24 protein-coding genes and 1 pseudogene are annotated in these 26,483 nt (G+C 59.7%); 16 read left to right on the plus strand and 9 right to left on the minus strand.

Annotated features, from left to right (window positions below; genetic code table 11):
* Positions 1–85: 85 nt before the first annotated feature.
* Together I2I01_RS01970 and I2I01_RS01975 are read right to left on the minus strand one after the other, a co-directional pair.
* The gene (locus tag I2I01_RS01970; protein ID WP_196284735.1) at positions 86–997 is read right to left on the minus strand and encodes a UDP-2,3-diacylglucosamine diphosphatase; all 912 of its coding nucleotides are present in this window, start codon (positions 995–997) and stop codon (positions 86–88) included.
* Entirely contained in the window at positions 994–1,227 is a 234-nt protein-coding gene (locus I2I01_RS01975; protein WP_196284736.1) for a hypothetical protein, read from the minus strand. The genes I2I01_RS01970 and I2I01_RS01975 overlap by 4 nt, the downstream gene beginning before the upstream one ends.
* A gap of 252 nt (positions 1,228–1,479) precedes the next feature.
* Here I2I01_RS01975 and I2I01_RS01980 point away from each other — a divergent pair, with 252 nt between their 5' ends.
* Positions 1,480–2,049 carry a hypothetical protein gene (locus tag I2I01_RS01980; RefSeq protein WP_196284737.1) on the plus strand — a complete coding sequence of 190 codons (570 nt, stop codon included), beginning with the start codon at positions 1,480–1,482 and terminating at the stop codon, positions 2,047–2,049.
* Positions 2,050–2,149: 100 nt separating this feature from the next.
* Positions 2,150–3,349, plus strand: a complete 1,200-nt coding sequence (locus I2I01_RS01985; protein WP_196284738.1) for a hypothetical protein — start codon at positions 2,150–2,152, stop codon at positions 3,347–3,349.
* Here I2I01_RS01985 and I2I01_RS01990 read toward each other — a convergent pair.
* Both I2I01_RS01990 and I2I01_RS01995 read right to left on the minus strand, forming a co-directional pair.
* On the minus strand, positions 3,264–3,779 hold the full coding sequence (locus I2I01_RS01990; RefSeq protein ID WP_196284739.1) for an NUDIX domain-containing protein: 516 nt from the start codon (positions 3,777–3,779) through the stop codon (positions 3,264–3,266). The genes I2I01_RS01985 and I2I01_RS01990 overlap by 86 nt on opposite strands.
* Positions 3,780–3,856: 77 nt before the next feature.
* Complete coding sequence (locus I2I01_RS01995) at positions 3,857–4,573, minus strand: HAD family hydrolase (RefSeq protein ID WP_196284740.1); 717 nt, start codon at positions 4,571–4,573, stop codon at positions 3,857–3,859.
* 440 nt (positions 4,574–5,013) lie between these two features.
* Between I2I01_RS01995 and I2I01_RS02000 the strand changes: the two genes are divergently transcribed.
* Entirely contained in the window at positions 5,014–6,534 is a 1,521-nt protein-coding gene (locus I2I01_RS02000) for a DEAD/DEAH box helicase (RefSeq protein WP_196284741.1), read from the plus strand.
* A 218-nt stretch (positions 6,535–6,752) separates the two neighbouring features.
* Entirely contained in the window at positions 6,753–7,244 is a 492-nt protein-coding gene (locus I2I01_RS02005) for a hypothetical protein (protein ID WP_196284742.1), read from the plus strand.
* A gap of 119 nt (positions 7,245–7,363) precedes the next feature.
* Here I2I01_RS02005 and I2I01_RS02010 read toward each other — a convergent pair whose 3' ends face one another.
* The 3 genes from I2I01_RS02010 to I2I01_RS02020 all read right to left on the minus strand — a co-directional run bounded on the left by I2I01_RS02010 (position 7,364) and on the right by I2I01_RS02020 (position 11,269).
* Positions 7,364–7,549, minus strand: coding sequence for a hypothetical protein (locus I2I01_RS02010; RefSeq protein ID WP_196284743.1), 186 nt, complete (start codon positions 7,547–7,549; stop codon positions 7,364–7,366).
* 953 nt (positions 7,550–8,502) lie between these two features.
* Positions 8,503–9,216 (minus strand): helix-turn-helix domain-containing protein, encoded by a 714-nt coding sequence (locus I2I01_RS23630; protein WP_196284744.1) that lies wholly within the window; start codon positions 9,214–9,216, stop codon positions 8,503–8,505.
* A 298-nt stretch (positions 9,217–9,514) separates the two neighbouring features.
* A complete protein-coding gene (locus I2I01_RS02020; protein ID WP_196284745.1) occupies positions 9,515–11,269 on the minus strand; it encodes a L,D-transpeptidase family protein in 1,755 nt (584 codons plus the stop codon).
* Positions 11,270–11,545: 276 nt separating this feature from the next.
* Between I2I01_RS02020 and I2I01_RS02025 the strand changes: the two genes are divergently transcribed.
* From I2I01_RS02025 to I2I01_RS02035, 3 genes are all read left to right on the plus strand, one after another.
* Complete coding sequence (locus I2I01_RS02025) at positions 11,546–13,369, plus strand: M1 family metallopeptidase (RefSeq protein ID WP_196284746.1); 1,824 nt, start codon at positions 11,546–11,548, stop codon at positions 13,367–13,369.
* A 103-nt stretch (positions 13,370–13,472) separates the two neighbouring features.
* On the plus strand, positions 13,473–14,417 hold the full coding sequence (locus I2I01_RS02030) for a cyanophycinase (RefSeq protein WP_196284747.1): 945 nt from the start codon (positions 13,473–13,475) through the stop codon (positions 14,415–14,417).
* 172 nt (positions 14,418–14,589) lie between these two features.
* Entirely contained in the window at positions 14,590–15,576 is a 987-nt protein-coding gene (locus tag I2I01_RS02035) for an aldo/keto reductase (protein ID WP_196284748.1), read from the plus strand.
* Positions 15,577–15,736: 160 nt separating this feature from the next.
* Here the strand turns inward: I2I01_RS02035 and I2I01_RS02040 are convergent, their stop codons facing one another.
* Complete coding sequence (locus I2I01_RS02040) at positions 15,737–16,741, minus strand: isoaspartyl peptidase/L-asparaginase family protein (protein WP_196284749.1); 1,005 nt, start codon at positions 16,739–16,741, stop codon at positions 15,737–15,739.
* Between the two features lie 125 nt (positions 16,742–16,866).
* On the opposite strand from I2I01_RS02040, the gene I2I01_RS02045 reads away from it, so the two are divergent.
* Together I2I01_RS02045 and I2I01_RS02050 are read left to right on the plus strand one after the other, a co-directional pair.
* A complete protein-coding gene (locus I2I01_RS02045) occupies positions 16,867–17,277 on the plus strand; it encodes a DUF3127 domain-containing protein (RefSeq protein ID WP_196284750.1) in 411 nt (136 codons plus the stop codon).
* A gap of 81 nt (positions 17,278–17,358) precedes the next feature.
* The gene (locus I2I01_RS02050; protein ID WP_196284751.1) at positions 17,359–17,985 is read left to right on the plus strand and encodes an AlbA family DNA-binding domain-containing protein; all 627 of its coding nucleotides are present in this window, start codon (positions 17,359–17,361) and stop codon (positions 17,983–17,985) included.
* Positions 17,986–18,396: 411 nt separating this feature from the next.
* Here I2I01_RS02050 and I2I01_RS23095 read toward each other — a convergent pair whose 3' ends face one another.
* Positions 18,397–19,950 carry an alpha/beta hydrolase-fold protein gene (locus tag I2I01_RS23095; RefSeq protein WP_211537772.1) on the minus strand — a complete coding sequence of 518 codons (1,554 nt, stop codon included), beginning with the start codon at positions 19,948–19,950 and terminating at the stop codon, positions 18,397–18,399.
* A gap of 136 nt (positions 19,951–20,086) precedes the next feature.
* Between I2I01_RS23095 and I2I01_RS02065 the strand changes: the two genes are divergently transcribed.
* The 7 genes and pseudogenes from I2I01_RS02065 (at position 20,087) to I2I01_RS02095 (ending at position 26,420) form a co-directional block, all read left to right on the plus strand.
* Entirely contained in the window at positions 20,087–20,794 is a 708-nt protein-coding gene (locus tag I2I01_RS02065; RefSeq protein ID WP_196284752.1) for an alpha/beta fold hydrolase, read from the plus strand.
* A gap of 65 nt (positions 20,795–20,859) precedes the next feature.
* Positions 20,860–22,131 (plus strand): ATP-grasp domain-containing protein, encoded by a 1,272-nt coding sequence (locus tag I2I01_RS02070; protein ID WP_196284753.1) that lies wholly within the window; start codon positions 20,860–20,862, stop codon positions 22,129–22,131.
* Between the two features lie 98 nt (positions 22,132–22,229).
* Entirely contained in the window at positions 22,230–23,327 is a 1,098-nt protein-coding gene (locus tag I2I01_RS02075; protein WP_196284754.1) for a carboxylate-amine ligase, read from the plus strand.
* 122 nt (positions 23,328–23,449) lie between these two features.
* Positions 23,450–24,274, plus strand: a complete 825-nt coding sequence (locus I2I01_RS02080) for a type 1 glutamine amidotransferase (RefSeq protein ID WP_196284755.1) — start codon at positions 23,450–23,452, stop codon at positions 24,272–24,274.
* A 26-nt stretch (positions 24,275–24,300) separates the two neighbouring features.
* Positions 24,301–25,491, plus strand: a complete 1,191-nt coding sequence (locus tag I2I01_RS02085) for an ATP-grasp domain-containing protein (RefSeq protein ID WP_196284756.1) — start codon at positions 24,301–24,303, stop codon at positions 25,489–25,491.
* Between the two features lie 317 nt (positions 25,492–25,808).
* Positions 25,809–25,931 (plus strand): annotated as a pseudogene (locus I2I01_RS23100) (YkvA family protein); the annotation flags it as partial.
* Positions 25,932–26,120: 189 nt separating this feature from the next.
* Positions 26,121–26,420, plus strand: coding sequence for a hypothetical protein (locus tag I2I01_RS02095; protein ID WP_196284758.1), 300 nt, complete (start codon positions 26,121–26,123; stop codon positions 26,418–26,420).
* Positions 26,421–26,483 lie beyond the last annotated feature (63 nt).

A 26,483-nucleotide genomic window follows, 5' to 3' on the forward strand; every position in this document is an offset into this window, starting at 1 on the left:
TCACGTTTGAATAAGTCATTGAAGCTTAATAAGGTCTTTGCTGCACTCAGGATGACAACCGTTTTTCAATGCCCAAAACCCCATTTCACTTAATCTTAAACTCCAGCAGCAAGCCTTCCAGCAGCGCGGCCGGGTCGGCATCGGCCAGTTCCTCGGCGGCATCGGCGGCTTCGGCTTCCGGCGAGGCCTGCATGGCGGGGTCCTCGTTGTAGTAATAGAGCTGCCAGCCGGCGGCTTCGGTGTATTCCAGAGCTGTCAGGTTTTCGACCCAGTCGCCCGAGTTAAGGTAGGTCACCTCCCCTTTTCCGGTGGTCAGGGGCTTGATTTCGGGCTGGTGTATGTGGCCGCAAGCCACGTAGCGGTAGCCTTCGTCGGCGGCAATGGCGGCAGCCGTTTCCTCGAAGTTGCTCACGGCAGCCACGGCGGTTTTCACCCGCTCCTTCACCAGCTTGCTCAGCGCCACGCGGGGCCGGCCCAGCTTGGCCAGGCCATAGTTTACAAAACGGTTAATCAGAATCAGCAGGTCGTAGCCGTGGCCGCCGAGTTTGGCCAGCCAGCGCGAGTGCCGCATGGTCACGTCGAACACGTCGCCGTGAAACAGCCAGGTGCGGCCATGCGGCAGGTCGAGCACCAGCTTGTTGGCGAGGCGGAAATGGCCCAGCTTCAGGCCGGCAAACTTGCGCAGCAGCTCGTCGTGGTTGCCGGTGAGGTAATGAATGCGCACGCCCTTGGCGGCCAGGCCGGCCAGGTAGCGCACCACCCGCATGTGGGCCGGCGGCCAGTAGTTTTTGCTGAACTGCCAGATGTCGACAATGTCGCCGTTGAGCACCAGCACCTGCGGCCGAATGCTTTTGAGGTAGCGCAGCAGTTCGCGGGCGTGGCAGCCGTAGGTGCCCAGGTGCACATCGGAGATGACGGCCACCTGCACCCGGCGCTTGCGACGCGGGCGGGCCGGTGCTGCAGGGCTTTCGGGCAAGGAAACAAAGGCTGTGCTCATGCGGCAGCGGCTGGCGTGAACCGGCCGCCCCGCGCGGGCCCGGGGCTGCGGCGCGGTCGGATGGCTGGCCCCGGCCGCAGCCGGCCCAGCGCCCCGCCGCCGCCAAACGCCGAGCGCAGGCTGCTCACCGTGTGCAACAAAAACGCCACCCACAGCGCCAGCTGAAACAACTCATACACGAGCCAGCGCCCCAGGCGGCGCAACCCCGCAATCAAGGCCGGGAAGTACATAGCAGGAAGGGTTAGAAGCGGTGAAAAATCCTGCTTTCAAAGTTCCTTGCCTGGTATGATGCGGCGTTTACGGGCGTATTATCCTTAAATCAATAACGCTGGGCCAGGGTGGCAGTCCAATTTCGGCCAGGAGGTGTTTTGCTGGATTCTGGCGCGGTTTTCCGTTCTTTGCTCACCCAATTATCAACCTGTTTGTTCTTTCTTATTTCATTCCCTCTTGACCTTTTAATTATGCAGTTTATACCCCGCGCGATGCGCTCTTTTCTACTGCTGAGCTTGCTCCTGCTGGGGGCTGGCTCGGTGCTGGCCCAACCTACCGGCAAAGCCGCCAAAGGCCGCAAGCGCTACACTTTTGCCCAGCGCGACTCCGAGTCGCCCTATGTGCAGAACGTGACTAAAAACACCGACGAGGAGCAGGAAGTTGACGGCTCGTTTACCCGCCTTGGCTACCGTTCAGCGGCCGACATGCTCAAGGAAATCGACGCCCTGCGCAAGCTCAAAGACTGGGCCGATAGCACCTACCAGCGCCGCTTGGCGGCCATTCCGCCCGGTGGAGCGCTGGTGGTCACGGTGCACCGCCAGGGTCCGAAGGGCGTGGAAATGTCCAACCTCACCCTCACCGTTACCGATAAAGCCGGCAAGGAGGTATTTGCCCAGACGCTGCCCGCCGGCACCGGCCGCTTCTTCGGCCGCGACCTCTACCAGGGCAAAACCGTGCTTCCCTTCCCCAAAATGGAGGCGCAGGAGCTCAACGTCAGCATTCGCGACGCCAAGCTGTACCAAACCTTTGACTACATCCTGACGCTGCCGGCCGCGCAGTAACACCTGTCCGTCGTGCGTCCAGCGGGGCGGCATTCGCATGCAACGAATTCCGCCCCGTTTTTTTATACAATAATGAGCGAGCAGTAGCGGTTGCAGCCAGATGAAACGGAAAATTGCGCTTGTTATTGGCGTGTTGGTGCTTGGGCTCTGGGCCGCGTTTAGCCGGCCCAGCTACCACTACCCGGCACCGGCGGAGCTGCGCCGGAAAGCGCATTACCTCGAGCGAATTATCCGCTCGCCGCAAAATGAGTCGGCCGAACTCAATGCGCTGGGCAATGCCGAATGGTCCTTGTTTTCGCTCTCGTATGCGGTGTATGCCTTCACCAACATAAGCCAGCTGGACAGCACCTTTCGGCCCGAAGCTGCACACTACACGCAGCTGGCCATTGCCAAAATGCTGACTGGCAGCGTTGCCCAGGCTTTCCGCAACTCCAATGCCTTCGTCAGGTCCGACTCGGTAACCTCCGTCCTCTACCTGGGCCACCTCAACCTGATGCTGGGCTGCCACCGCCTGCTCGACCCCGCCTCCCCCTACCAGGCATTGCACGATTCGCTTTCGGCCACGCTGCACCGCCGGCTTGCCGCTGCGCCCAACCACTGCCTCGAATCATACCCCGGCGGCGTGTGGGTGCCCGACAATACCGTGGCCCTGGCTTCGCTCCAGCTCCACAGCGAGTTGACGGGCAGCCCCTACCGGGCTTTCTGCCAGCAATGGGTGGCCTACGCCCGCCAGCATCTCACCGACCCCGCCACTGGCCTGCTCCTTTCCAAGCCAGCCACGCGCCACCAGGCCGCCCAAGAGCCGCGCGGCTCGCATCTGGGCTGGAGCATTTTCTTCCTCTACCGCTTTGCGCCGGGCTACGCGGCCGAGCAGTACCGCCGCTATCAGGCACAGTTCAGCACCAATTGGGGCGCCATCCGCCTCTACAGCGAGCGGGCCGGCAGCTACGAAACCAGCGAAGGCGACATCGACAGCGGCCCGCTGGTGTTGGGCTACAGCATTCCGGCCAATGCCTTCGCCTTCGGCAACGCCGTGGCCCTGCGCGACTGGCCCAACGCCCAGCGCCTGCGCCGCGTCATCCGCTTCGGCAGCCGCGAAGTATCCTCGGCCGAAGAGATGCACTACCGCGTCCGCTTCGTGGATTTGCCCGTCAGTCCGCTGGCCGAGGCACTCATTCTTCACGCCGAAACCATGACGCCCTGGCGGGTGCCCGCTACCGTTTCCGCAGCTGCGCCCATTGCACGGCAATCATCGTCTTGGCATCCTGCAGCGGCTCGGCCACCAGGGCGTCCCAGGTGAAGTCGACCATCTCAATTTTTTCGTTTTCCTCGATGAGGCCGCCGCCGGCGCCGGTTTTGTGGCTCACCTCGGCGTAGTATATCGTGATGGCCTCCGAGCTCGTGCCCGGCGAGGGCCACATCTGCACTATTTCTTCGAGCCGGTCAATTTCGTAGCCCAGCTCCTCGTGAATTTCGCGGCGCACGGCCGTTTCGGGCGCTTCGTCGTGGTCAATCATGCCGGCGGCCAGCTCCAGAATTTCTTTTTCCGGGCCAATGCGGAATTGGCGGGTGAGCACGTATACCTGCCGGGCCGTGTCGTAGACCAGGGCAGCCACGGCCTTGCCGGGCGCAAACTGCTCGCGCTTAAGCTGCGCGTCGCCGTCCTGCACAATGAGTTGGTTGACCTTGTAATGACCGTTGAAAACGCGGGTGCGCTCGATAATTTGCATGGTGGCGGAAGGATGAAAGAAAATTACTGGTGCTCCCAAAGAACGGAAAGCGAAGCAAAAAAGCCGTCCTGAAGTTTTCAATCGGCCGAAACGACGGCCCGCAGCGCGGCTTCCAGCGGTTCGAAGCTGCTGATTGCAGCCACGTGCGGCAAAGCCTGCTTCGTGCCCAACCGGTTGAGCCACACCGGCCGAATGCCCACGGCCAGTGCGCCCAGCACATCGGCCTGCCAGTTGTCGCCCACCAGCACGGTTTGCTCTGGCCGGGCGCCCAGCCGCTTCAAGGCTACCTCGAAAATGCGGGGGTTGGGCTTGGGCACCCCTACTTCCTCCGAGGTAATCAGGGCATCCACGAAATCGGTCATGCTCAGAAAAGCCAGCTTCTCTTCCTGCTCCGCCGTGCGGTTGTTGGTGACAATGCCAATGCGGTAGCGCGGCTTTAGGGCTTGCAACAGGGCCAGCGCGCCGGCCACTGGCTGGCGCAGGCGGGAGTAGTGCCACTGGTTGGCGCGCATAAAATCATTGAATTCTGCTGCGGTGGCTGTAGCCCAGTACGGCGCCAGCAGGCGCTCAAACCGTCGCAGGCGAGCTTCTTCATAAGTGCAACGGCCCGCCATCAGCAGGGCGTGGTATTCTTCCAGCAATTCGCTATAAAGCTTATAAAACCCTTCAAAATCGACTGTTTGGAAGAAAGCCAACGGGGCAGCGCTGGCCCGCAAGGCGGCGCGCGCCGTGGCGATGTGGTCGAACAAGGTGTCGTCGAGGTCGAACAGAACTGTGGTTAAGCGAGCTGGCAAGGGTGTTTTCAAATTGTAGCGCCATACCTGGGCGCGCGTTGTCCGTTGGCTGGCACCGTTGGCGAGGTTATTAAGAGAGTCTCCACGGTTCGTTAGGGCTTCTGCGAAAGGTCTAACCGGTGTTGGCGCGTCTGTGTTGTACCTTTGTGCACACCAGGGCCGCCGTCGGAGCAGCCCGTTGCCCGGCCGCCTCGGGCAAAGCCCCGCGCCTCGGCTGCCTCCGCAAGTAAGCGCACCTCACCCCAATTCCTCCTCAGCCCGGGAATCTGACGGCCTCCGACGAGCCGCCAACCCCACCCACGCCCGGTTTCGCCCGGCGTGGCCATGCCGGCCTACGTCACGCCGTAGGCTGAACCATTTATTCTGCGAACTACTGTTCGCAAACATCCTGCCTGCGGAGTTGCCCTTTAATGCCTCCGCGCTAACAACTTGCTATTCGCATGACGTTTGACGATTTAAACCTGATTGACCCCATCCTCAAAGCTCTTAAAGAGGAAGGCTACACCAACCCTACCCCTATCCAGGAGCAGGCCATTCCGCACGTGCTCGAAGGCAAAGACCTGTTGGGCGTGGCCCAAACGGGCACCGGTAAAACGGCCGCTTTCACCGTGCCCATCCTGCAAGTGCTGCACCGCACGGCCCAGGTGTCCAACCACTCCTCGCGCGCCATTCGCTGCCTCGTGCTCACGCCCACCCGCGAGCTGGCCATCCAGATTAACGAAAGCTTTGGCGCCTACGGCCGCCACCTGAGCCAGATTCGGCACACGGTTATCTTCGGCGGCGTGGGCCAGCACCCGCAGGTGCAGGCGCTCAAGCGCGGCGTGGAGGTGCTCATTGCCACGCCCGGCCGCTTGCTCGACCTCATGAACCAGGGCTTCGTTGACCTGCGTCAAATCGAGGTGTTCGTGCTCGACGAAGCCGACCGCATGCTTGACATGGGTTTCATTCACGACATCAAGCGCATTCTGCCCAAGCTGCCCGCCAAGCGCCAGACGCTGTTTTTCTCGGCCACCATGCCCGGCCAGATTCAGGAGCTAGCCGCCAGCATCCTGCGTCCCAACCCCGTGCGCGTGGCCGTGACGCCAGTCAGCAGCACTGCCGATACCGTGACGCAGTCGGTGTACCTCGTGGAAAACAACGACAAGCCCGCTCTCCTGCGCCACATCCTGCAAGACAAGGACATCAAGCGCGTGCTGGTGTTCACCCGCACCAAGCACGGGGCCGATAAGGTGGTGAAAGCCTTGGCGGCGAACTCGATTCCGGCCGAAGCCATTCACGGCAACAAAAGCCAGAACCACCGCCAGCGCGCCCTTGCCAACTTTAAATCCGGCAGCACCCGCGTGCTGGTGGCCACCGACATCGCCGCCCGCGGCATCGACGTGGACGAGCTGACCCACGTCATCAACTACGAAATCCCGAACGAGCCCGAAACCTACGTGCACCGCATTGGCCGCACCGGCCGGGCCGGCGCCTTCGGCACCGCCTTCTCCTTCGTCGAAGATGAGGAGCGGGCCTACCTGCAGGACATTCAGAAGCTCATCCGCCGCCAGATTGACGTGGACGAGCACCCCTTCGACTCCGGGCGCATCAAGCCCGTGATGCTGCACGGCAACGAGCGCATCATTCGGCCCAAAGGCCCGGCAGGCCGCCCGCCCCGCGGCCCCCGCGAAGGCGGCAACGGTGGTGGCGGCCGCTCGGGCGGTGGTCAGGGCGGCGGGCGCTCCGGTGGTGGCCGTGGCGAACGGCCCAGCGGCAGCGCCGGCAACAGCGGCGGTGGCCGTTCCAACGGTGAGCGCAGCCGGCCGGCGGCTGCTCCCGGCAGCGGCCAGTCCGACACGGCGCGCCGCTTCGGCAGCGGTGGCGCCCGCGTGAACGTGGGCGGCAACCGCGAGGGTGGCGACCGTGATTTCGGCGGCCGTCGCCGGGGCGAAGCCGGCGGCACACGCCGCGGCTCGTTCTAAGCAGCGCGTGTGCCGCGACGCCCCCGAAGAAACGTCCTGCTGCGCGTAGCATGGCGCTCTTTAGTAGTACAGTAGTCGATTGAAAAGCAAAAAGGCCCGGAAAAACTTTTTCCGGGCCTTTTTGCTTTTTAAGCTGATTGCCGCCGGCTGGTATGCAAGCCGGTGCCGCATCGGCAAATTCAGTCTTAATACTTGATACCTATTACTGACTACTGACAATGGCCCAGCCCACGCTCCCCGTCATTCAGGCCCTGCGCGACACGGCCCAGCGCCTCGCCACCCAAGCGCCCTACCAGTGGGGCCACATGGGCAGCTGCAACTGCGGCCACCTTGCCCAAACCATCACCCGCCTTACCAAGGCCGAAATCCACGCCCGCGCCATGCAGCGCTACGGCGACTGGGAGCGGCAGCTTGTGGACTACTGCCCCACCAGCGGCCTACCCATCGACCAAACCATCGACGAGATGCTGGCGTTGGGCTTCAGCCGCCGCGACCTCACCCACCTCGAACGCATTTCCGACCCGGTTATTCGGGCCGCCATTCCGTTTGAGCGCCGCGACGCCCTTCGCCACAACCAGCGCGACGACGTGGTGCTTTACCTCCGCACCTGGGCCGACTTGCTGGAGCGCGACCTGCTGGCCGGCATCAGCCTGCCGGATTTGGAAACCGCCCCGGTGCCTTCCCCCGCCCTTACTGCCGTGGGTGCATAAGGCACTCCGCCAACGACGGCCACCTACGGACACACACGCAAAAGCCCCGACCAGCAACTGGTCGGGGCTTCTATTTTTTGGGTGCAGCCTAACCAGCCAGAGCGTGGCCGACTGCAGGTTTAGTTGCGGGTGACGTTGGAGCGCTGAGCCTCGCGGTAGCCTTCGGCCCGGTGGGCACGCTTGTAAGCGGCATCTGCCGAAGGGTCTTTTTCCGCTTCAGCGGCATCGGGGGCCTGGGAACAGGAGGCCGTCAGGAGCATGGCCGTAGCGGCGGCCAACCAAAGGTTCGTGCGAGTCAGTTTCATACCACGAAGGTAGCCCACCGTCGCGAAACGCGCAACCAGTGCCTGGGCGTTGCAGGTGTTTGCAAGCAAAGCCGCAGGCTACGCACCTGCCTCAAGCGGAGCCATCCTCTCAGGCCTGGCTTGCCTGCTTCCTCCATTTACATTTGATAACATACGACTAAGCCCCGCTTTGCTTGCCCGCCACGCCATGAAGGAGCAGCGCATGATAATGGCTCGCGTCAGTAGCGGGCTCTGCTGAAGAAAACTGCAACGCCATTGGGTGCGCGGCGTTTCTTAAAGGTGCGCCCGATATGTCTCGCTTATTTAGTATTCAGCATCCGTGGCCTGTCAGTAGATTTGGACTCCTAAAAACGGCTGCTTAGTCAATTCCATTAGCATTTTACACTCGCGCCCTGCATTCTCATCCCATCATAAACGCTCATTACTTTAGAACTAAGCACTGTATAATAGTTTACCTTAAAGCTTAAACAAAGCAACAAAACAACCCAATCCAGTACTTGCGTTAGCAGTCAGTAAGTTCATGAAAAACACTTACTTATAGTACAAACTTTACCATTAATACGCCATCCATTTCAGAGCCTACAGAAATTAGCACATTGGATAATGAAATATATGGCTTTATCAGCAGATAACTCAAATGACGTACTAGCTATAAAGACTCGATTGTCCATCGACTGTACAGCATGACAAATTGAACAAAACCATGTGATACAATTTTTCAAAAGTGAGGCCACAATAGTAGAGAATTGCTTATTTGGCATAGACTCAGCGGCCCATACCCATTGCGGCTAAATGCGGCCAGCGTTGATTTCAAAGCGGTAAAGACTACGAGAAAGTCGCCCCTTTTACCCATTAAGTGTGCAGGCACATATCAAAAGAATTGAGCCAAGCTGCCTCTGCACTTTGCAGAAACGGCTTGGCTCGATTGAAGCGGTACAGTTATAAGAAGGTAGCTATTCGGGCTGATAGTCGGCGAAGGAACCGTCCCGGTAAAAAATCACAATTCGGCGGATAGGCTTTTCGGTTCCGGCAAAAAGGGCTGCTGCGGAAGAGCTAGCAGCTGGCGCAGGCTCCGGTGAGATTACAGGTTCTTGAGCTACCGCAGCGGTAGGCTCAATAGGTTCAGACTCAACAATGGTTTCCCTTGTAGTAAGCGAAGGCACTGGAGCCGACACCGTAGTTGCGTCCGTTGACAGATTAGCATCAGCTGGCGCATCTGCCACAGCACTATCGCCCGTTTCGGGCGCTGCTTTCTTAAGTGATGCTGTAAAACGGCGGGGCATTGGTTTGGCAGCGTCAGCAGGAGGTGTTTTGCGCGGCACTGATGCCCCAGTTTGTGGCTCGCTGCTAGCTGCTAAGGGCACCGGCGGTGTAGCTTGTAGCAGAGGAGCTTTTGTGGCATTTTCGTGAGCGGCAGAAGCCAAATTCACAGGTGCGGCGGGCGCCGTTGGCACAGCCGTAGCCAGCATGGGGCCCGTGCCGTTTAGCAGCCATGGCATCGATAGGTCGGGCATGGCGGCCAAAATCCGCTGCACAACTTCCAGGCTGGGTTTGTTGCGGCCCGAGAGGATATGGCTCACTATTGGGCGCGCCACGCCAATGGCATCAGCAAACTGGGTGGGCGTTAGTTGCCGGGTTTCTAATAGTGTCCTAATACGTTCAACCATTCTGCATCCTTTTGATTACAAATGTAGCGGTTCTAGCATGAACTTGCTTGAGCTCTTAAAAATGGCTCGGTGTTTACAAATGAATATCTTCGCTGCCAATGCGAGTGTCATTTGTAAATAATGAGAATGGTTATTGTACCTATGCTTGTTCCGAAACAAATGTTATCAGCTTAGTGGCTACGCTTCATGACCAATGGAAAAGCAAAGGCCCGGCAACCATTCGGTTGCCGGGCCTTTGCTTTTGGGCCTTTTTCAGTTTTAGCTACTCCAAGCAGGGCGCTATTGGGCCGTGCCGTCGCTAATTGAAATATTCTTTCGCTAGCTTTTTGTCGAGCCCGTAGATGTCGTCGCGGAAGTGCGGGTGGCCGGCCGCATCGGCCCATGCCGTGAAATACACCAGGTACACGGGCAGCTTTTCTTTCAGCGTGATGTACTTCTCGTGGCGCGTGGCGATGCTGTCGAGGATGGTTTGCCGGTCCCATTCAGGGCGGTTGCGCAGCAGGTAGGTGGCCAGCTTGATGGGCTCGGCCACGCGCACGCAGCCGTGGCTGAAGCTGCGGTTGCTCTGCGAAAACAGCTCATCGTGGGGGGTGTCGTGCAGGTAAATGTCCTGGGAGTTGGGGAAGAGAAATTTCACGTCGCCAAGGTCGTTTTTGGGGCCCGGGCGGCGGCGCAGCGTGTACTTGAAAGTGGACTGCGTCACGTTGGCCCAGTCGACGCTGGCGGGGTCGACGGGGGTGGCTTTGCGGCCCCAGCCCTTCACCACTTCCATGTCGAGACGGTCGAGGTAATGGGGGTCGGCCACCAGCTTATCGCGCAGCTCGTTGTCGATGATGCTGAAGGGCACATTCCAATAAGGAGCCAATACCACGTACTCCATCTTGTCGCTGAAGACCGGGGTTTCGTGGAGCACCTTCCCCACAATCACGGGCATGTTGAAAGCCTCTTTGCCGTCCTCAACCACGTGGAGCGTGTACTCCGGGATGTTCACCAAAAGGTAGTTTGGCTCAAACTTTTTGGGCAGCCAGCGCCAGCGCTCCATGTTCAGAATAAGCTGGTCGATGCGCGTGCCGATGGGCACGTTGAGCTGCCGGAGGGTTTCGCCGCTCACAATGCCGGTGGGCTTGAGGCCGGCGTCCTGTTGAAATAATTTTACCGCGGCTACCACTTCGGGGTCGTAGAGGTAGGCGGCGGGCCCGGCGCCGTGCTTGGCCGAATCGGCGGGCAGCGACGCGGCGGCCTCACCGCCGGCGCTATCGAGCAGACGCTTGCGCAGCAGGGCCACGGCCGGCGACGACTGGCCCGGCTTCAGGTTGAGATTGGCGGGCAAGAGGGGCCAGCCGCCTGCCCGTTCCTGGGCGCGGTAGGTGGCGAGGGCCTTCTTGAGCTGGTCGTACTCGGGGTGCAGCGGGGCAAACTCGTAGTAGTTGTAGCGACTTTTGCGGTCGCCCAGGAAGGTGGCCAGGGCCTTGTTCAGCTTGATTTTATTCGGTTTGACTTGCCACGACGTGCTCTTGGTATCGCGCGGATTGGCGATGCCCCGGTAGTAGTCGTTGGCCCATTTCATGTAGGTGCCCGTCAGGGCCACGTCGATTTGCTGCTCCAGCGCGTTGCGGCGCGCGGTATCGGAACGAGCCTGGTTCAGCTCGCCGAATAATTTCTTAAAGTCTTTGACTTGGTAGTCTTTAGGGTTCAACCCTTCTTCTGCTGCTTTAGCAATGATGGCCTGCAAATCCTCCGCCCGCTTCACCAGTTGGTGGTCCTTAAACCAGCCTAGCCGGAACCCTCGCTCCCGGTAGAAGCGGCGCGCCGGCAGCAGCTGGGCCTTAAAAGCGGGCTCGCCCTGGAAGGTTTTGATGACGTAGGTGCTGTCGATGAGGGGCTGGGGGCCCACCACGGCAACCGAGGAGTCGGCGCTTTGGGTGGTGCCGGCAGCGGACTCGGAGTTATTGTCGGAGTTATTGTCGGAACCGCAGGACTGCAGCGCGATGCTGCTGAAGGCCGCGACCAACAGAACCCAGACCAAGGAAGTGAATCGAATCAGGAAGGACATTGAAACTGGAAATGTGAACGGGAAAAGCCGGGCGAACCCAACCGTTGGGGCAGTGTACTGCCAACCGGAAGGCGGGGTTGCCTGGGCCGCCCGTCGGCAGTCCGGCCACAAAGTACGCCATTCCGATGCAGTGGCCAACCACCGCCATGTCCGGAATCGTGCCAACCTTCGTAACTCTGCCGCAAAGACCGGCTTCTACCACCGCCTACTTGGTGAAGCATCCCCTTGCCAGGCCTACCGTTCAATTCGCTTTGCAGCGCCTCTTAATTCCTGTTTATGAATTCATCCTTGCCTCAACCCATTGCCCTGCCCACCGACCCGCACAGCTCCGCCAGCCGCAGCGCGGCCCGGGTGCAGCACCTGGCCCTTCACCTCACCGTCGACTTCGGCTCCCACACTCTCAGCGGCAGTGCCACCTGGCAGCTGGCCGAACCCAGCGCGGCCGAAGAAATTGTTTTCGACACCCGCGACCTGACCATTGAAGCCGTCGAAGTGCTGGAGGCTAACGGCGCGACGACGGCCGCTAACTTCACCCTCGACGAAGCGGCCGACCGGGTGCTGGGCCAGGCCCTACGTGTCGAGCTGACGCCGGCCGTGACGGCCGTCCGGATTCACTACCGCACGGCTCCCACGGCGGCCGCTTTGCAGTGGCTGGCACCTGAGCAAACGGCCGGCACCCAGCCCTTCCTGTTCACGCAGTCGCAGGCCATTCTGGCGCGCACCTGGCTGCCTTGTCAGGACTCGCCCGGCATCCGCTTCACCTACGAGGCCACGGTGCGCGTGCCGGCGCATTTGCTGGCCTTGATGAGCGCCGAGAACCCGCAGCTTAGCGCCAGCGGCGAGTACCATTTCCGCATGGCCCAGCCCATCCCGGCCTACCTCATGGCGCTGGCAGTAGGCGACCTTGCGTTCGCGCCGCTCAGCCACCGCACCGGCATCTACGCCGAACCCGCCACGCTGCCGGTAGCCACTCATGAATTTGCGGACCTGGAAAAAATGGTGGCCGCCGCCGAAGAACTCTACGGCCCTTACCGCTGGGAACGGTACGATTTGCTGGTGCTGCCCCCCTCCTTCCCCTTCGGCGGCATGGAGAACCCTCGATTAACATTTGTTACACCAACCATCCTGGCCGGCGACCGCAGCCTGACTAGTTTGGTGGCGCACGAGCTAGCGCACTCGTGGTCGGGCAACCTCGTTACAAATGCAACGTGGAATGATTTCTGGTTGAATGAAGGCTTTACAGTCTATTTCGAGCGGCGCATCATGGAACATTTGTATGGCAGCGAGTATGCCGACATGCTCCAAGTGCTGGGCCGGGCGGCCCTGCACCACACCATTGATGAAATTGGAGTATCCAGCCCCGATACCCACCTGCACCTCGCCTTAGCCAGCCGCGACCCCGACGAAGGCCTCACGGAAATTGCCTATGAGAAAGGCTGCGCGCTCCTGCTCACGCTGGAGTCGCTGGTGGGCCGACCGCGGCTCGATGCCTTTATCAAGGAGTACTTCGCCCGCTTCAGCTTTCAGGCCATGGACACGGCCACCTTCCTGCACTACCTCCGCGCCGAGCTGCTAGACCAGGAGCCCGGCCTTGAAGCCAAGCTTAACCTGGCCGCCTGGGTCGACGGCCCCGGCCTGCCCCCCAACGCTCCGGCCGTTAGTTCGCGCCGCTTCGATGCCGTGGACCAAACGCTGGCTCAGTTGCAAAGCGGCGCGGCCCCCTCTGCCCTTCTGCCGGCTACCACCGACTGGAGCAGCCATGAGTGGGTGCACTTCCTGCACGGCCTCCCGTCCACGCTTTCGGCTGCGCAACTCGGGGCGCTCGACGAGGCGTTTCATTTCACCGCTTCCGGCAATGCCGAAATTCTGGCCGCCTGGTTTCCGCACACGCTGCGGGCGGGCCACGCGGCAGCAGAGCCGGCGCTGGAAAAATTTCTGCTGCACGTGGGCCGGCGCAAATTCCTGGTGCCGCTCTACCGGGCGCTCCTGGCCACGCCCAACGGCCGCACCCGGGCCCGGACTATTTATGCGAAAGCCCGGCCCAACTACCACTCCGTCGCAACCGGCACGATTGATGCCTTGTTAAGCGAACAGGTATAACCTAATTATTTGGTTGCCCGGCCCGACCTTTGCGCGGGCTTTACTCCCACCCGGCTGCCCCGGCGGCCCTTCCTCACGCATTTCTCAGTTATCCCCGCATCCGTTGAAAAGCATCATCCCTCTCGGCAAGCTCATCGCCGTTGGCGGCAACGAGGACAAGGGTACCTACCCCAATCCGAAAACCCGCCGCAAGTACTACCTCAACTTCTTCGAGTTGGGCATCCTCAAGCGCATCGTGCTCGAATCGGGCAAAATTGACCCGCGCATTGAGGTCATTACCACCGCCTCCATGATTCCGGAAGAAGTAGGGCCGATATACACCGGCTCTTTCGCCATGCTCAATTGCCTGAACGTGGGCATCATGGACATTCGCACGCCCGAAGATGCCCGCCAGCCGGAGTATTTGGAGCGCATGCTGGCGGCTGACGTCATCATGTTTTCGGGCGGCAACCAGTCGCGGCTGCGCGAGATGTTCGGCGAAACCGACTTCCTCGACCGCATTATTCAGCGCTACTACGCCGAGCCAAACTTTGTGATTGCTGGCACCAGCGCCGGGGCCATGGCTATGTCGCAGCACATGATTCGCGGCGGCTCGGTGCCGGATGCCCTGCTGAAGGGCGCTGTGAAAATGGGCGTTGGGCTGGGCCTGCTGCCGGCGGCCATTGTCGACTCACACTTCGTGAAGCGCGGCCGCTTTGGTCGGCTCATCGAGTCGGTGGCCTTGCACCCCAAGCTTATTGGCATCGGGCTGGGCGAAGACACCGGCGTGCTCATCACCGAGGGCAACTGGGTCGAAACCATTGGCTCTAACCTGGTTATCATCCTCGACGGTCACGGCATTCAGCACAACAACGCCGCCGCTGCCAAGAAAGGCACAGTGCTTTCCATCGAAAACGTGACCATGCACGTGCTGGCCAAAGGCAACGTGTATGACATCCGGGAACGTAAATTCTACGCTAGCAAGGAAGCCTTGCCCCTACATACGGCCACGCCCGAGGCAGAGAAGGTTGCCGCGGAGGCCCTGGCGGCTACCTCGACAGCAGAGTAAGTTTCTGCACTTAAAACCAAGAGAAGCCCGCTCGTTTCCTCAACGGGCGGGCTTTTTATTGCCGAGAAGCAGAGCGGTTGCGTACTCTTAACTTGCCGGCACACCTGCGCCGCAGATGCATACGCGGGTGCGCCCATCACAAAACATACCTTATTATATAGAGTCTAAAAAAATGAACTACCGCAAACTCGGCAAAACCGGATTTTCCATTTCTGAAATTAGCCTCGGCACCTGGCAGGTGGGCGGCAAATGGGGCGAATCGTTCAGCCACGAAAATGCCGACCGCATCCTGAACGCGGCCGTCGATGCCGGCATCAATTTCATCGACACGGCCGATGTGTACGGCGACGGCGAAAGTGAGAAAGCCGTGGGCCGCCTCGTGCGCGCCCGCTCCGAACGCCTCTACGTGGCCACCAAATGCGGACGCCGCTTCCAGCCCCACACGGCCGATGCCTACCAGCCCGCCGCGCTGCGCCAGTTTGTGGAAGACAGTCTGCGCAACATGCAGCTGGAAACCATCGATTTGATTCAGCTGCATTGCCCACCTACCGACGTGTACTATCGGCCCGAAATCTTCGAATTATTCGACCGCCTGCGCGAGGAAGGCAAAATTCAGCACCTCGGCGTGAGCATCGAAAAAGTGGAGGAAGGCCTAAAAGCCATTGAATTCCCGAACGTGACCACGGTGCAGGTTATTTTCAACATGTTCCGTCAGCGTCCGCCGGAGCTGTTTTTCAAAGAAGCCGCCCGCCGCGACGTCGGCCTCATCGTGCGCGTGCCCCTGGCCAGCGGCCTGCTCACCGGCAAGTTCTCGCTCGACACCCACTTCGCACCCGACGACCACCGCGCCTTCAACCGCCACGGCGAAGCCTTCGACCGCGGCGAAACCTTCTCCGGTGTCGACTACGAAACGGGCCTCGCGGCCGTGAATGAGCTGAAACAAGCCCTCGGCGACCAAGCCCCGCTGGCCGCCCTAGCTCTGCGCTGGATTCTGATGTTCGACGAAGTGAGCTGCGTCATCCCCGGTGCCTCCCGCCCCGAGCAGATTCTCTCTAACCTGCAAGCGGCCGATTTGCCCCCGCTGTCGGCCGAACAGATGCAAGCCGTGCGGGAAATTTACGACCGGCGGATTCGGCCGCTGGTGCACTATAGCTGGTAGCTATAATCACAGGTGACAAAAAGAAACGTCATGCTGAGCGCAGCCGAAGCATCTCTATCGCAACAGTAATTATTTACTTCAGCAGTAGAGATGCTTCGGCTGCGCTCAGCATGACGTTCTAGCTTTCGCTCAACACTCAAAACTGGCGCTATCGCTACGACTACTCCTTATATATAGCCACCAGCGCCTCTCCGCCTGCCACCCGACTGGCGCGGTACATGCCTTCCGAATTAAACGGCAGCGTGATAATCCCAGCGGCGTCCACAGCAATCAGGCCGCCCTCGCCACCCACGGGGGCCAGCTTATCCTGTACCACAATGCGGCAGGCTTCTTCCAGCGACAAACCCTTGTATTCCATCAAACAAGCCACGTCGTAAGCCGCTACGGCCCTAATGAAATACTCGCCATTGCCGGTGCAACTGATGGCGCAGCGTTCGTCGGCCCAGGTGCCAGCACCTATAATCGGCGTGTCGCCGATGCGGGAGTAGCGCTTGTTGGTCATGCCGCCGGTGCTGGTGGCGGCGGCCAAGTGGCCGTGCTGGTCGCGAGCCACGGCGCCCACGGTGCCTTTTTTCCAGTTGGGGTCGGGCTCAACAGGCTCAGTGAATTTTTCGGGTTCTTCGAGCGGCGCGGTGGCGGGTGCCTCAGTGGCGGGCACGGGGCGGGCCTGACTGTGGTCGAGGCGCATGCGGCCTTCGCGTAGGGCTTCCTGCAGCTGGTTGTAGCGGTGCTGGGTGAAAAAATATTCCTTTGGCTGCAGGGGCAAGCCGTATTCGCGGGCCAGCTCGTCGGCGCCGGGGTAGCCCAGCAGCACGTGTTCGGTTTTTTCCATCACCAGGCGGGCGGCTCGGATGGGGTTTTGCACCTGACGGACGCCGGTCACGGCGCCGGCCAGGCGGTTGTGGCCGCTCATGAGGGCGGCATCCATCTCGTGGTGGCCCTCGTGCGTGAACACGGCCCCGCGCCCGGCGTTGAAGAGCGGGCAGTCTTCGAGGCTGCGCACGGCGGCTTCCACGGCGTCGAGGGCGGCGGCGCCATCGCGCAGCAGGTCATAGCCGGTGTTGAGGGCAGTTTCGAGGGCCGCGCGGTACTCGCGCTCAGCGTCGGGAGAGAGGGAGGCGCGGGCAATGGTGCCGGCTCCGCCGTGGATGGCGAGTGCAAACATTTTTGGGAAATAAGCGGCTTAAATGGGCAGTAAAGGTAGGTTGAGGGAACGGCTGGCGGCCCGATAGTGTTTTTTTTCGTAGGTTTGATGTTCAAGTTTTTTAATACCAAAACACCCCCAGTTTTATGGCATACGACGTAACCGGCCGGCTGCACGAAATCTTTGACGAACAGCAGGTAAGCGAAAAGTTTCGCAAGCGCGAGTTCGTGCTGGAAGTCCAGGACGGCCAGTATCCCGAGCATATTAAGTTTCAAATGGTTCAGGACAAAACCAGCCTCATCGACCCTTACAAAATCGGGGATGAAGTGAAGGTGACGTTCAACCTCCGCGGCCGCGGCTTCAACAAAAACGGCCAGATGCTGTACTTCACCAACCTCGAAGCCTGGAAAATTGAGGCTGCCGGTGGTGCCAGCTACGGCGGTGGCCAGCAACAGTCGGCTCCCCGCCCCGCTGCCCAAAACCAGAATCCCTCGCTGCGTGCCCAGCCTTCGGCGGCCCCCATCGCCAGCGACGACGACAACGACCTGCCCTTCTAAGGCCATTAGTTGCAAAACAGAAAATGCCGCTTCGGGAAACCGGAGCGGCATTTTTTATGCTCGGTTCACGTATAAGAAGGCATGGATTTACACAAACTGATTGCGCGGGGCGAGGGCGAGGAGTTGGAATTCAAGCAAAAAACTACCCACCCCCACCGCATTTCGCGCACGCTGGTTTCGCTGGCAAACACACGAGGCGGGCAGGTGCTGGTGGGCGTTGATGATGCCGGCCGCATCCTGGGCGTGCGCGACCCGGAGGAAGAATTGTTTGTGCTCCGCGAAGCCGCGCAGCACTACGTGGAGCCGCCGCTCACCACGCTGCGCTTTCAGGAAGTGGAGGAAGACGACCGTACCGTCATCATTGTGACGGTGCCCGAAAGCCTCAACAAGCCCCACCGCGCCCAGGTGGCCCCCGATGACTGGCGCGGCTACGTGCGCGTGCGCGACGCCAGCGTACAAACCAGCGGCCTCACCGAGAAGCTGCTGGAGCGTCAGCAACCCGAGGCGCGCTTTGAAAAAATCCCGCTCAACAAGCAGGAGCTAGCCGTTATTGAGTACCTGAAAACCCACCCCCGCATTACCCTAGCGCAATACATGAAGCTTGTGAACATGGGCAAGCGCCGGGCCTTCCAAACGCTGATAAAGTTGACTTTGCACGGTTACATCCGGCACCACAACAAGGAGAAAGAGCCCTATTACACTATCTGAAACATGGATTGGCCCGGCTTATTCGGATTTCGCGGATTTTATAAACGGCTGCGAGTTAGAAGAAGCCTAAAAAGAAAGGCCACCTTACAGGTGGCCTTTCTGAATCCTTGGACTTTCAGCTTATCAGACTTTCACAAAATCCGCGGAATCCGAATAATCCGGGCGAATCCGTGGTTCAGACTACTCCTGTTTGCGGGCACGGGCGGCTTTTTTCTCGTCTTTCTCCGCTTTTTTCTCCTTCATGGTTTTGGCGGGCTCTTTCTTTTTCTCTTTACGGGCGTCTTGGGCTTTGGCCATGATTGAAAAGAACTAGTTGGGTTGAGGTGAATTTCCGCAGGTTCAACGCACAGCAGGGCCGTGGCGTTGTGGGGAGCGAAGGTAGAAATTTTGGCGATTAAAACTGCCAGTGCGTTAAATAATGGGCAGGTACCGCTCGCGAATAATGTTGAGGTGGTGCCGCTCGTGGCCGGGCACAATGTAGAGCAGCGCCCGCACTGTGGCCGGGCCACCGTTGGCGGTGCCGCGCCGGTTCAGCTGCTCCTCGGTGAAGCTCTCGAACAAGGCCAGCGTGGCGGCCCGAGTGGCGTCGTACTCGGCCAGCAGGCTGGCAATGGGGCGGGCATTGGCGCCGCTGTGGGCCACGTAGTCGTCCTGCTCAAAACCAGGTAGGTCCTGGCTGTCGGCGCGGGCGAAGCGCATCGCGCGATAGGCAAATACTCGCTCGGTATCAATCTGATGCAGCAGCATTTCTTTGAGCGTCCACTTGCCTTCGGCGTAAGCTTTTTCGGCCTGCTCCTCGCTCAGGTTGGCGAATACCGCGCGGATTTCTGCCGGCTGGGTGCGCAGGGCATCCAGCGGGCTTATGTCTTCGGGAATCTGGTTGATGTAGCCGGCGGCGTAGGGCAGAAAATCGCCTTCGGCGGGTCGCGCAATTGACATAATGGCAAACGTTTGGTGAGTTAGAACGGCGGTTTCTATTGGCGCGGGTTGCGCCGGAGCTGCATCGGTAGGCAGCACTAATGGCAGAATTTCGACCGGTCCCGGCGCGGTGGATGGCAAGATGGATGGCGCCAAATGCGAGTCGAAGCACAGGCGCACCACAGGCAGTGGCGCGGGCAATTCTCGCGCACCCTGCTCCTGCCCAAAGGCCCAAACCAGGAAGTCGGGCATCACCCGGCCCCAGGTGTCGGGGTGGTGGTGGCCGCCTTCAATCTGCACGTAACGCAGGGATTGCGCCAGGTCCAGGCCGGTTTTGCGTAGCTCTTCGATGAGGTCGAGGCAGTCTTCGATGGAATCGATGACGCCGTTTTCGTTGCGGTCGCCGCGCTCATCAAGGGTGCCGGTTTGCAGCCAGAAGCGGTGCTGCGGGTGCAACTGCCCAGCCCGCACGAGGCCGTGCATAATGCGGTCGGCGGGCGTGTAGCCGGCCCCCACGGCCCGCTGCCGCCACCAGAACGAGCCCGAAAACACACCGGCCCGCGTGAAGCACTCGGGGTGGTGCCACACCAAATCAAACGCCGACAAGCCTCCGAGCGAAAAGCCCGCCATCACGGCCTCGGTAGGTTCGGCCGAGGCGTGGTAATTGGCTTGCGCAAAAGGCAGCAGTTCGTGCCGCAAAAATTCGGAATACGCTCCGGCCAGGCTACCGCGGCCATTGAAGTCGGCGTGCGCCGCGGTGCCGTACTCTTGTGTGCGCAGCTCATTGGCGTGGGGCGCCACCAGCACAAAGGGCCGGACGGCCTCCTTACTATATAAGGTATCGAGGGTGGCTTGCAGGCCCAGCCGCTCCAGGTCCTGGCCGTCGTTGAGGTAGAGCACGGGGTAAGGCGCGGAGGCTGCCAAACCGGCCGGGGGCAGCAGAATGCTCACCTCCACATCGCGCGCCAGAAAGTTGGACGTTAGCACTTCCCGGCACAGCCGGGTGACCAGGGGCGACGTTTCGGAGGCAGGAATTTCTGAAAGCATCAAACAAAGTAACGGCGGCCGTGGGAAAGACCGCAAGCACGCAAAATTAAACTGGTTAAATGCAGTAGGTCCATCATTTCTTGACTAGTTTGCCGCGCCGCACCACACTGGCGGCTTCACCCTCACCGCCATTCCCGTGCAAGAACAACACCGCCGCTTCTATTCTCACCACCTCGGCCAGGACATCGACATGCTGGTTTTCGGTACCTGGGGCTACCCGGTGGTGATTTTCCCGACCTCCGGGGGCCACGACAACGAAGCCCGTGATTTCAAGCTCATCGAAGCGGCCCGCCCGCTGGTGGAGGCCGGCAAGGTGAAGCTGTTTTGCATCGACAGCATCGACGCACATTCGTGGTACGCCAAGCACCTGCCGCCCGATGTGCGGGTGAAAAACCACGTTTTTTACGACCAGTTTCTGAGCGACGAGCTGGTGCCCATGCTGCAGCACGAGTGTCACGTCGATAAGATTGGCGTGGCCGGCTGCAGCTTCGGCGGCTTTCACGCGCTGAATTTTGCCTTCCGTCACCCCAATCAGGTGGCCCACCTCTTCACCATGGGCGCCGCCTTCGACATCCGGCAGTTCGTGGATGGCTACCACGACGACAACGTTTATTTCAACAACCCACCCGAGTTCATTCCCAACGCCCACAGCGAGCATTTTCAGTGGATGAATATCATTCTGGGCACCGCCGAGCATGACTTCTGCAAGGATGCCAACTTCCAGATGTCGCACCTGCTGAGCCAGAAGGGCATTCGCCACACGCTCGACGTGAAGCCCTTTGGTAACCACGACTGGCCGGTGTGGCGAGAAATGTTTCCGCAGTACCTGAGCACCATTGCTTAACCCCTCTTTACCCCTATTTCTTCACCAACCCCCGCTAGCCTAAGCGCTGCCAAAACCCTTTCCCCATGAAAAAAATCGGTATCCTCTTTGGTCAGGAAAACACCTTTCCGCAGGCCTTCGTCGACCGCGTGAACCAGAAAGCCGTGGACGGCATCACGGCCGAGTTCGTGAACATTGAGCAGGTGGAGCAGGCCGTGCCCTGCGGCTACGACGTCATCATCGACCGCATTTCGCAAGACGTGCCCTTCTACCGCGCCTACCTGAAAAACGCGGCCCTCACCGGCACGGTGGTCATCAACAACTCCTTCTGGTGGAGCGCCGACGAGAAGTTTTTCAACAACGCGCTGGCCGTGCAGCTCGGCGTGCCGGTGCCCAAAACCCTGCTGCTCCCCAGCAAGCACCGCCCCGACGACACTACCGAAAATTCCTTCCGCAACCTGGCCTTGTTCGACTGGCAGAAAGCCTTCGACCACATCGGTTTCCCGGCCTTTATGAAGCCCCACGCCGGCGGCGGCTGGAAGAGCGTGTACAAAGTAGACAACCCCGAGCAAGCCTGGCGCGCCTACGACGAAACCGGCCAGCTGGTGATGCTTTACCAGGAAGCCATTGAGTTCGAGGACTACTTCCGTTGCTACTGCCTGGGCGGTAAGCACGTGCTCATCATGCCCTACGAGCCCCGCAACGCCCCCCACGAGCGGTACCAGACCACGATGAAAACCGAGGGCGAAGCCGGCCAGAAGCTGCTCGACACCATTAAGGACTACACCCTGCGCCTGTGCCAGGGCCTGGGCTACGACTTCAACACCGTGGAATTTGCCGTGCGCAACGGCGTGCCCATTGCCATCGACTTCGGCAACCCTGCCCCCGACGCCGACATCAACTCGGTAGGCGCTGAGAACTTCGAGTGGGTGGTGGAGCACGCCGCCCAGCTGGCCATCGAGCGGGCCAAGGCCCACCGCCCCGGCCGCACCAACCTGACCTGGGGCACCTTCGTGCAAGACTCGGTGCGCGCCGCTCCCAAAGGCTCGCCCACCATCGGCGCCAACGTGCAGATGGGCCAGTCGGTGCGCGAAACCAACGACCTGGGTGCCACCGGCGCCCCGCAGCCCGCCGCCAAAAAAGCAGCGGCGAAGAAAGCCGCCGGTGCCCCCACGCCCGAGCCGCCCACCGGCGAAGTATCGGCCAGCGAGCAGTCGGCCGCTAAGAAAGCTGCCGCACCGGCTAAAAAGCCTGCAGCCGCCAAAGCCCCTGCTGCCGCCAAAGCCCCCGCCGCTGCCAAAGCTGCTGCTCCAAAGGCGCCAGCGGCTAAGAAAGCGACGACCAAGAAGGGCGAATAGTCGATTGTCTGTGCTTGTTCCTCCGGCGCACAAACCGCGTGCGCCGGAGGAATAGCATTCTACCCTTGTCATTTTCGTATTCGTCCTGCCCCATGGCTATGCCCACGTTTACCCTCGGCATCGAGGAAGAATTCCAGACCATTGACCCCGAAACCCGGGAGCTCCGCTCCCACCTTTCGCAGATTGTGGAGGGCGGCCGCGTCACGCTGCAGGAACAGGTGAAAGCCGAGATGCACCAGGCCGTGGTGGAGGTGGGCACCAACATCTGCCACAACATCACCGAGGCCCGCACCGAGGTGCTGCACCTGCGCCGCCAGGTGATAGAGCTGGCCGACCGGCAAGGGCTGAAAATTGGCGCGGCGGGCACGCACCCGTTTTCGCGCTGGCAGGAGCAGCCCATCACGCCCGATGCCCGCTACGACAAGATTGTGGAGGAACTGCAGGAAGCCGCCCGCTCCAACCTAGTTTTCGGCATGCACGTGCACGTGGGCATCGAAAACCGCGAAATGGGCGTGTACATGATGAATACGCTGCGGTATTTCCTGCCGCACTTGTTCGCGCTGAGCACCAACTCGCCGTTCTGGGAAGGCCGCGAAACGGGTTATAAGTCATTCCGCACCAAGGTGTTCGAGCGGTTCCCGCGCACGGGCATTCCGGGCTTTTTCCACAGCGCCAGCGACTACGATGAGTTTGTGCAACTGCTCATCAAAACCGGCTGCATCGACAACGGCAAGAAAATCTGGTGGGACGTGCGCCTGCACCCTTTCTTCGACACCATCGAATACCGCATCTGCGACATGATGATGCGCGCCGACGAAACCATCGCCGTGGCCGCCGTCATGCAGGCGCTGGTGGCCAAAATCTACAAGCTCAAGGCTCAGAACCTTAACTTCCGCATTTACCGCAGCGCCCTCATCAAGGAAAATAAGTGGCGCGCCGCCCGCTACGGCCTCGACGGCAACATGATTGACTTCGGCATCCAGGAAGAAGTGCCCACTAAGAAGCTCATTCTGGAACTGCTCGACTTCATCGACGACGTGGTGGACGACCTTGGCAGCCGGCACGAAGTAGAATACGTGCTGAAAATGATGGAGATGGGCACCGGCGCCGACCGCCAGCTCCAGGTTTTCCGCGAAACCAACGACCTGAGCAAGGTGGTTGACTACATTCTCGCCGAGACGACGCACGGACTGTAGCCTTATTATCTTTGCCTAAGCAACGCCAGCCGTCCGGTTGGCGTTGCTTCTTTTTTAGCTGGGCTCCAGCCTGGCCTTTTTCTATACTTTTAGGCGGAACGTCCTATTTTACTAAGCAAATTATGGAAGCTATTCGGGTTGCCATTCTGGATATGTACGACAACGCCCGCAACGAAGGCATGCGCTGCATCCGGCAGCTGCTGGCCCGCAGCGCGGCCGAAAACGGCCTCACGTTCGACGTTGATACCTATAACGTGAGGGCCGAAAACGTTGTACCCAACCTGGACTACGACATCTACATTTCCAGCGGCGGCCCCGGTAGCCCGCTAGCATCTGACGAGCTCTGGGAGCGTCAGTACTTCGACTTCATCGACGCGCTGCTGGCCCACAACCAGACCCAGGAAAACAAGAAACACCTGCTGCTCATCTGCCACTCCTTCCAGCTTGTGAGCCGGCACTTGGGTATGGGCACCGTAGGCCGGCGCAAGTCCACCTCGTTTGGGGTATTGCCAGTCCACCTCACCCCCGCCGGTCAGGCCGAGCCTGTGCTGCAAGGCCTGCCCGAACCGTTCTATATCGTCGACTCGCGCGACTACCAGCTCACCAACCTCGACATGGACCGCCTGAATGCCTTTGGCGCCCGAGTGCTGTGCCTGGAGAAAGAGCGCCCGCATGTGCCGCTGGAGCGCGCTGTGATGGCCATCCGGTTCACGCCCGAAGTCATTGGCACCCAGTTTCATCCCGAGGCCGACGGCGAGGGCATGCTGCGCTACATGCTCACCGACGAGCGCAAGCAGCAGGTCATCAGCACCTACGGCGAGGCCAAGTACCACGAAATGGTTCGCCTGCTGGCCGACCCCACCACCATTGAGCACACCGAATCGGTGGTGGTGCCCACCTTCCTGCGCCGCGCCTTGGCCGAACTTGGCCAACCCACCGCTGCTTAATTCTTGTCCGTAGCTGCTTCCTGCTCATGATTCCGGAACCCCGCCACATATTCAACTCCGCCTTCTCCCCCGCTCGCTATCAGGAAATGCTGGCCGACATTGAGCAGCAGCTGCCCGGCCAGCTGGATTTCCGGGTTGCCGAAACTCCGGTTTTCGTCCCCGCCGGCCTGCGTGACAAATTAATTACCGCCGGTGAAACCATAATTAAGGTTATTGAGCAGCCTAATTTTAAGGAATTAACAGAGCCCTCAATTCCAGCGCATCAGCGCGTGCCCAACGAAGACGCGCGTCCCGAATTCCTGACTTTCGATTTCGCTGTATGCCGCAATGCCAACGGAGAGCTGGAACCCCAGCTGATTGAGATGCAAGGCTTTCCGTCGCTCTATGCATTTCAGTCCTGGCTGCCGGGTGTGTTCGCGCGCCACTTTCCCATTCCGGATTCGGTGACGCCCTTTATCGAAGTTCCTGATTTTGATGCCTATCAGAAGCGGATGCGCGAATTTATTTTGGCCGACCAGCCTGCCGAAAATGTCATTCTGTTGGAGCTGTTTCCGGAAAAGCAGAAGACGCGCATCGACTTTGCGTTGAGCAAAAAATTCTGGGGAATTGATGCCGTGTGCATCACCAAAATTCGCAAGCGGGGACGGAAACTATTCTATGAAAAAAACGGCCGCGAAATCGAAATCAAGCGAATTTATAACCGCATTATCTTCGATGAGCTGGCACGCTACCCGGAGCTAAAAACCGAGTTCAACTTAACCGATGACGTTGATGTTAAATGGGTTGGGCACCCAAACTGGTTTTTCCGCATCAGCAAATTCACCCTTCCCTTTCTGCATGGTCCATTTGTGCCGCCCAGCTATTTTCTGCACGAGCTTGAAGAATATCCGGCCGATTTAGAAAATTATGTTTTAAAGCCGCTATTCTCCTTTGCAGGGGCCGGCGTGCGGCTTCACGTCACGGCGCCGGAATTGGATGCGCTGGCCGATAAGCAGAATTATTTATTGCAACGCAAAGTTGATTATGAGCCCGTGGTGCAATCGCCCGATGGCTTGGTGAAATGCGAGATTCGCCTGCTCTACATCTGGCCTGAGGGTGAAACGCGCCCGCAATTGCTGACTGGCCTGAGCCGCCTAAGCCGCGGCGAAATGATTGGGGTTGATTTCAACAAAGACAAAGATTGGGTGGGCGGCACTACGCCGCTGTTCGAACGGTAGTGGGGCTGGGCACGGTGTTTGAAAGCTGTTTAACAACGCCCGGGGAGGCTTGCGCGTAAAGTCAGCCTCACTCATTGCTTCACACCATGTCCTCTCTCGCCGAAAAAGGCCTCAAACTCTCCAGAAACGCGTTGTTCAACGTTTTTATTGGACGCGCAACCAAGCTTCTGGGCCGCCCCTTCAAGGTAGTTACCGTTCTCAACGAAGTAGCCGATAAGCTTGCCGTTAAGGATAGCAAAGACAATAAGTTTCGGCAGCTTTTTGATGTGGCGCTTACGCTGGTGCGACTGGTGCGCAGCTACATCAGCGGCGATTACCGCGACATTTCCACAAGCACCATTATTTCGGGCCTGGCCGTGCTGCTTTACGTCCTTTCACCCATCGACCTGGTTCCCGATTTTATTCCGGTAGTGGGTTTTCTTGATGACTTGAGTTTGGTCAGTTGGTTTGTCGTCAAGTTCCAGACAGAAATCACCAAATTTCGCGACTGGGAACAGCATGGCCGCAGCCTCACACCGGCTGGGGCGGCTACATCCAGCCCCGACAATGTCGCCCGCCCCGCCGAGGGCGATGTGGCACTGCCCAGCGTGGCTGAATTGGGCCACTCGTAATTATTTTTCCCGTTTTCTATGCCCACGTTTGTCGTTTCCATTCGCTTACCGGAAACTTTTGATGAGGAATTTATTTCACTGATACCGGAGCACCGTGCCTTCATCAATCAATTGCTCAACGAGAAAGTAGTGGAGGTATACGCCATCAGCAGCGACCGCAGCCGCGGCTGGGTGACGATAAACGGGGACGATGCTGCCGCCGTGCAGGCCGTGGTGGAACAGTTTCCGCTTTACCCGCATTTGCAGGGCGTGGAAATTGACGAGTTATTTATTTTTGACAGCACCGCGTCACGTTTTCCGCACATCAGTTTAAATTAATTTTCTGCATCTATTCGCTCTGGTTGTTTTAACATGATGGGTAACCCACAATCTATTCGGCGT

This window comes from Hymenobacter properus (assembly GCF_015694735.1).
GTDB lineage: Bacteria > Bacteroidota > Bacteroidia > Cytophagales > Hymenobacteraceae > Hymenobacter > Hymenobacter properus.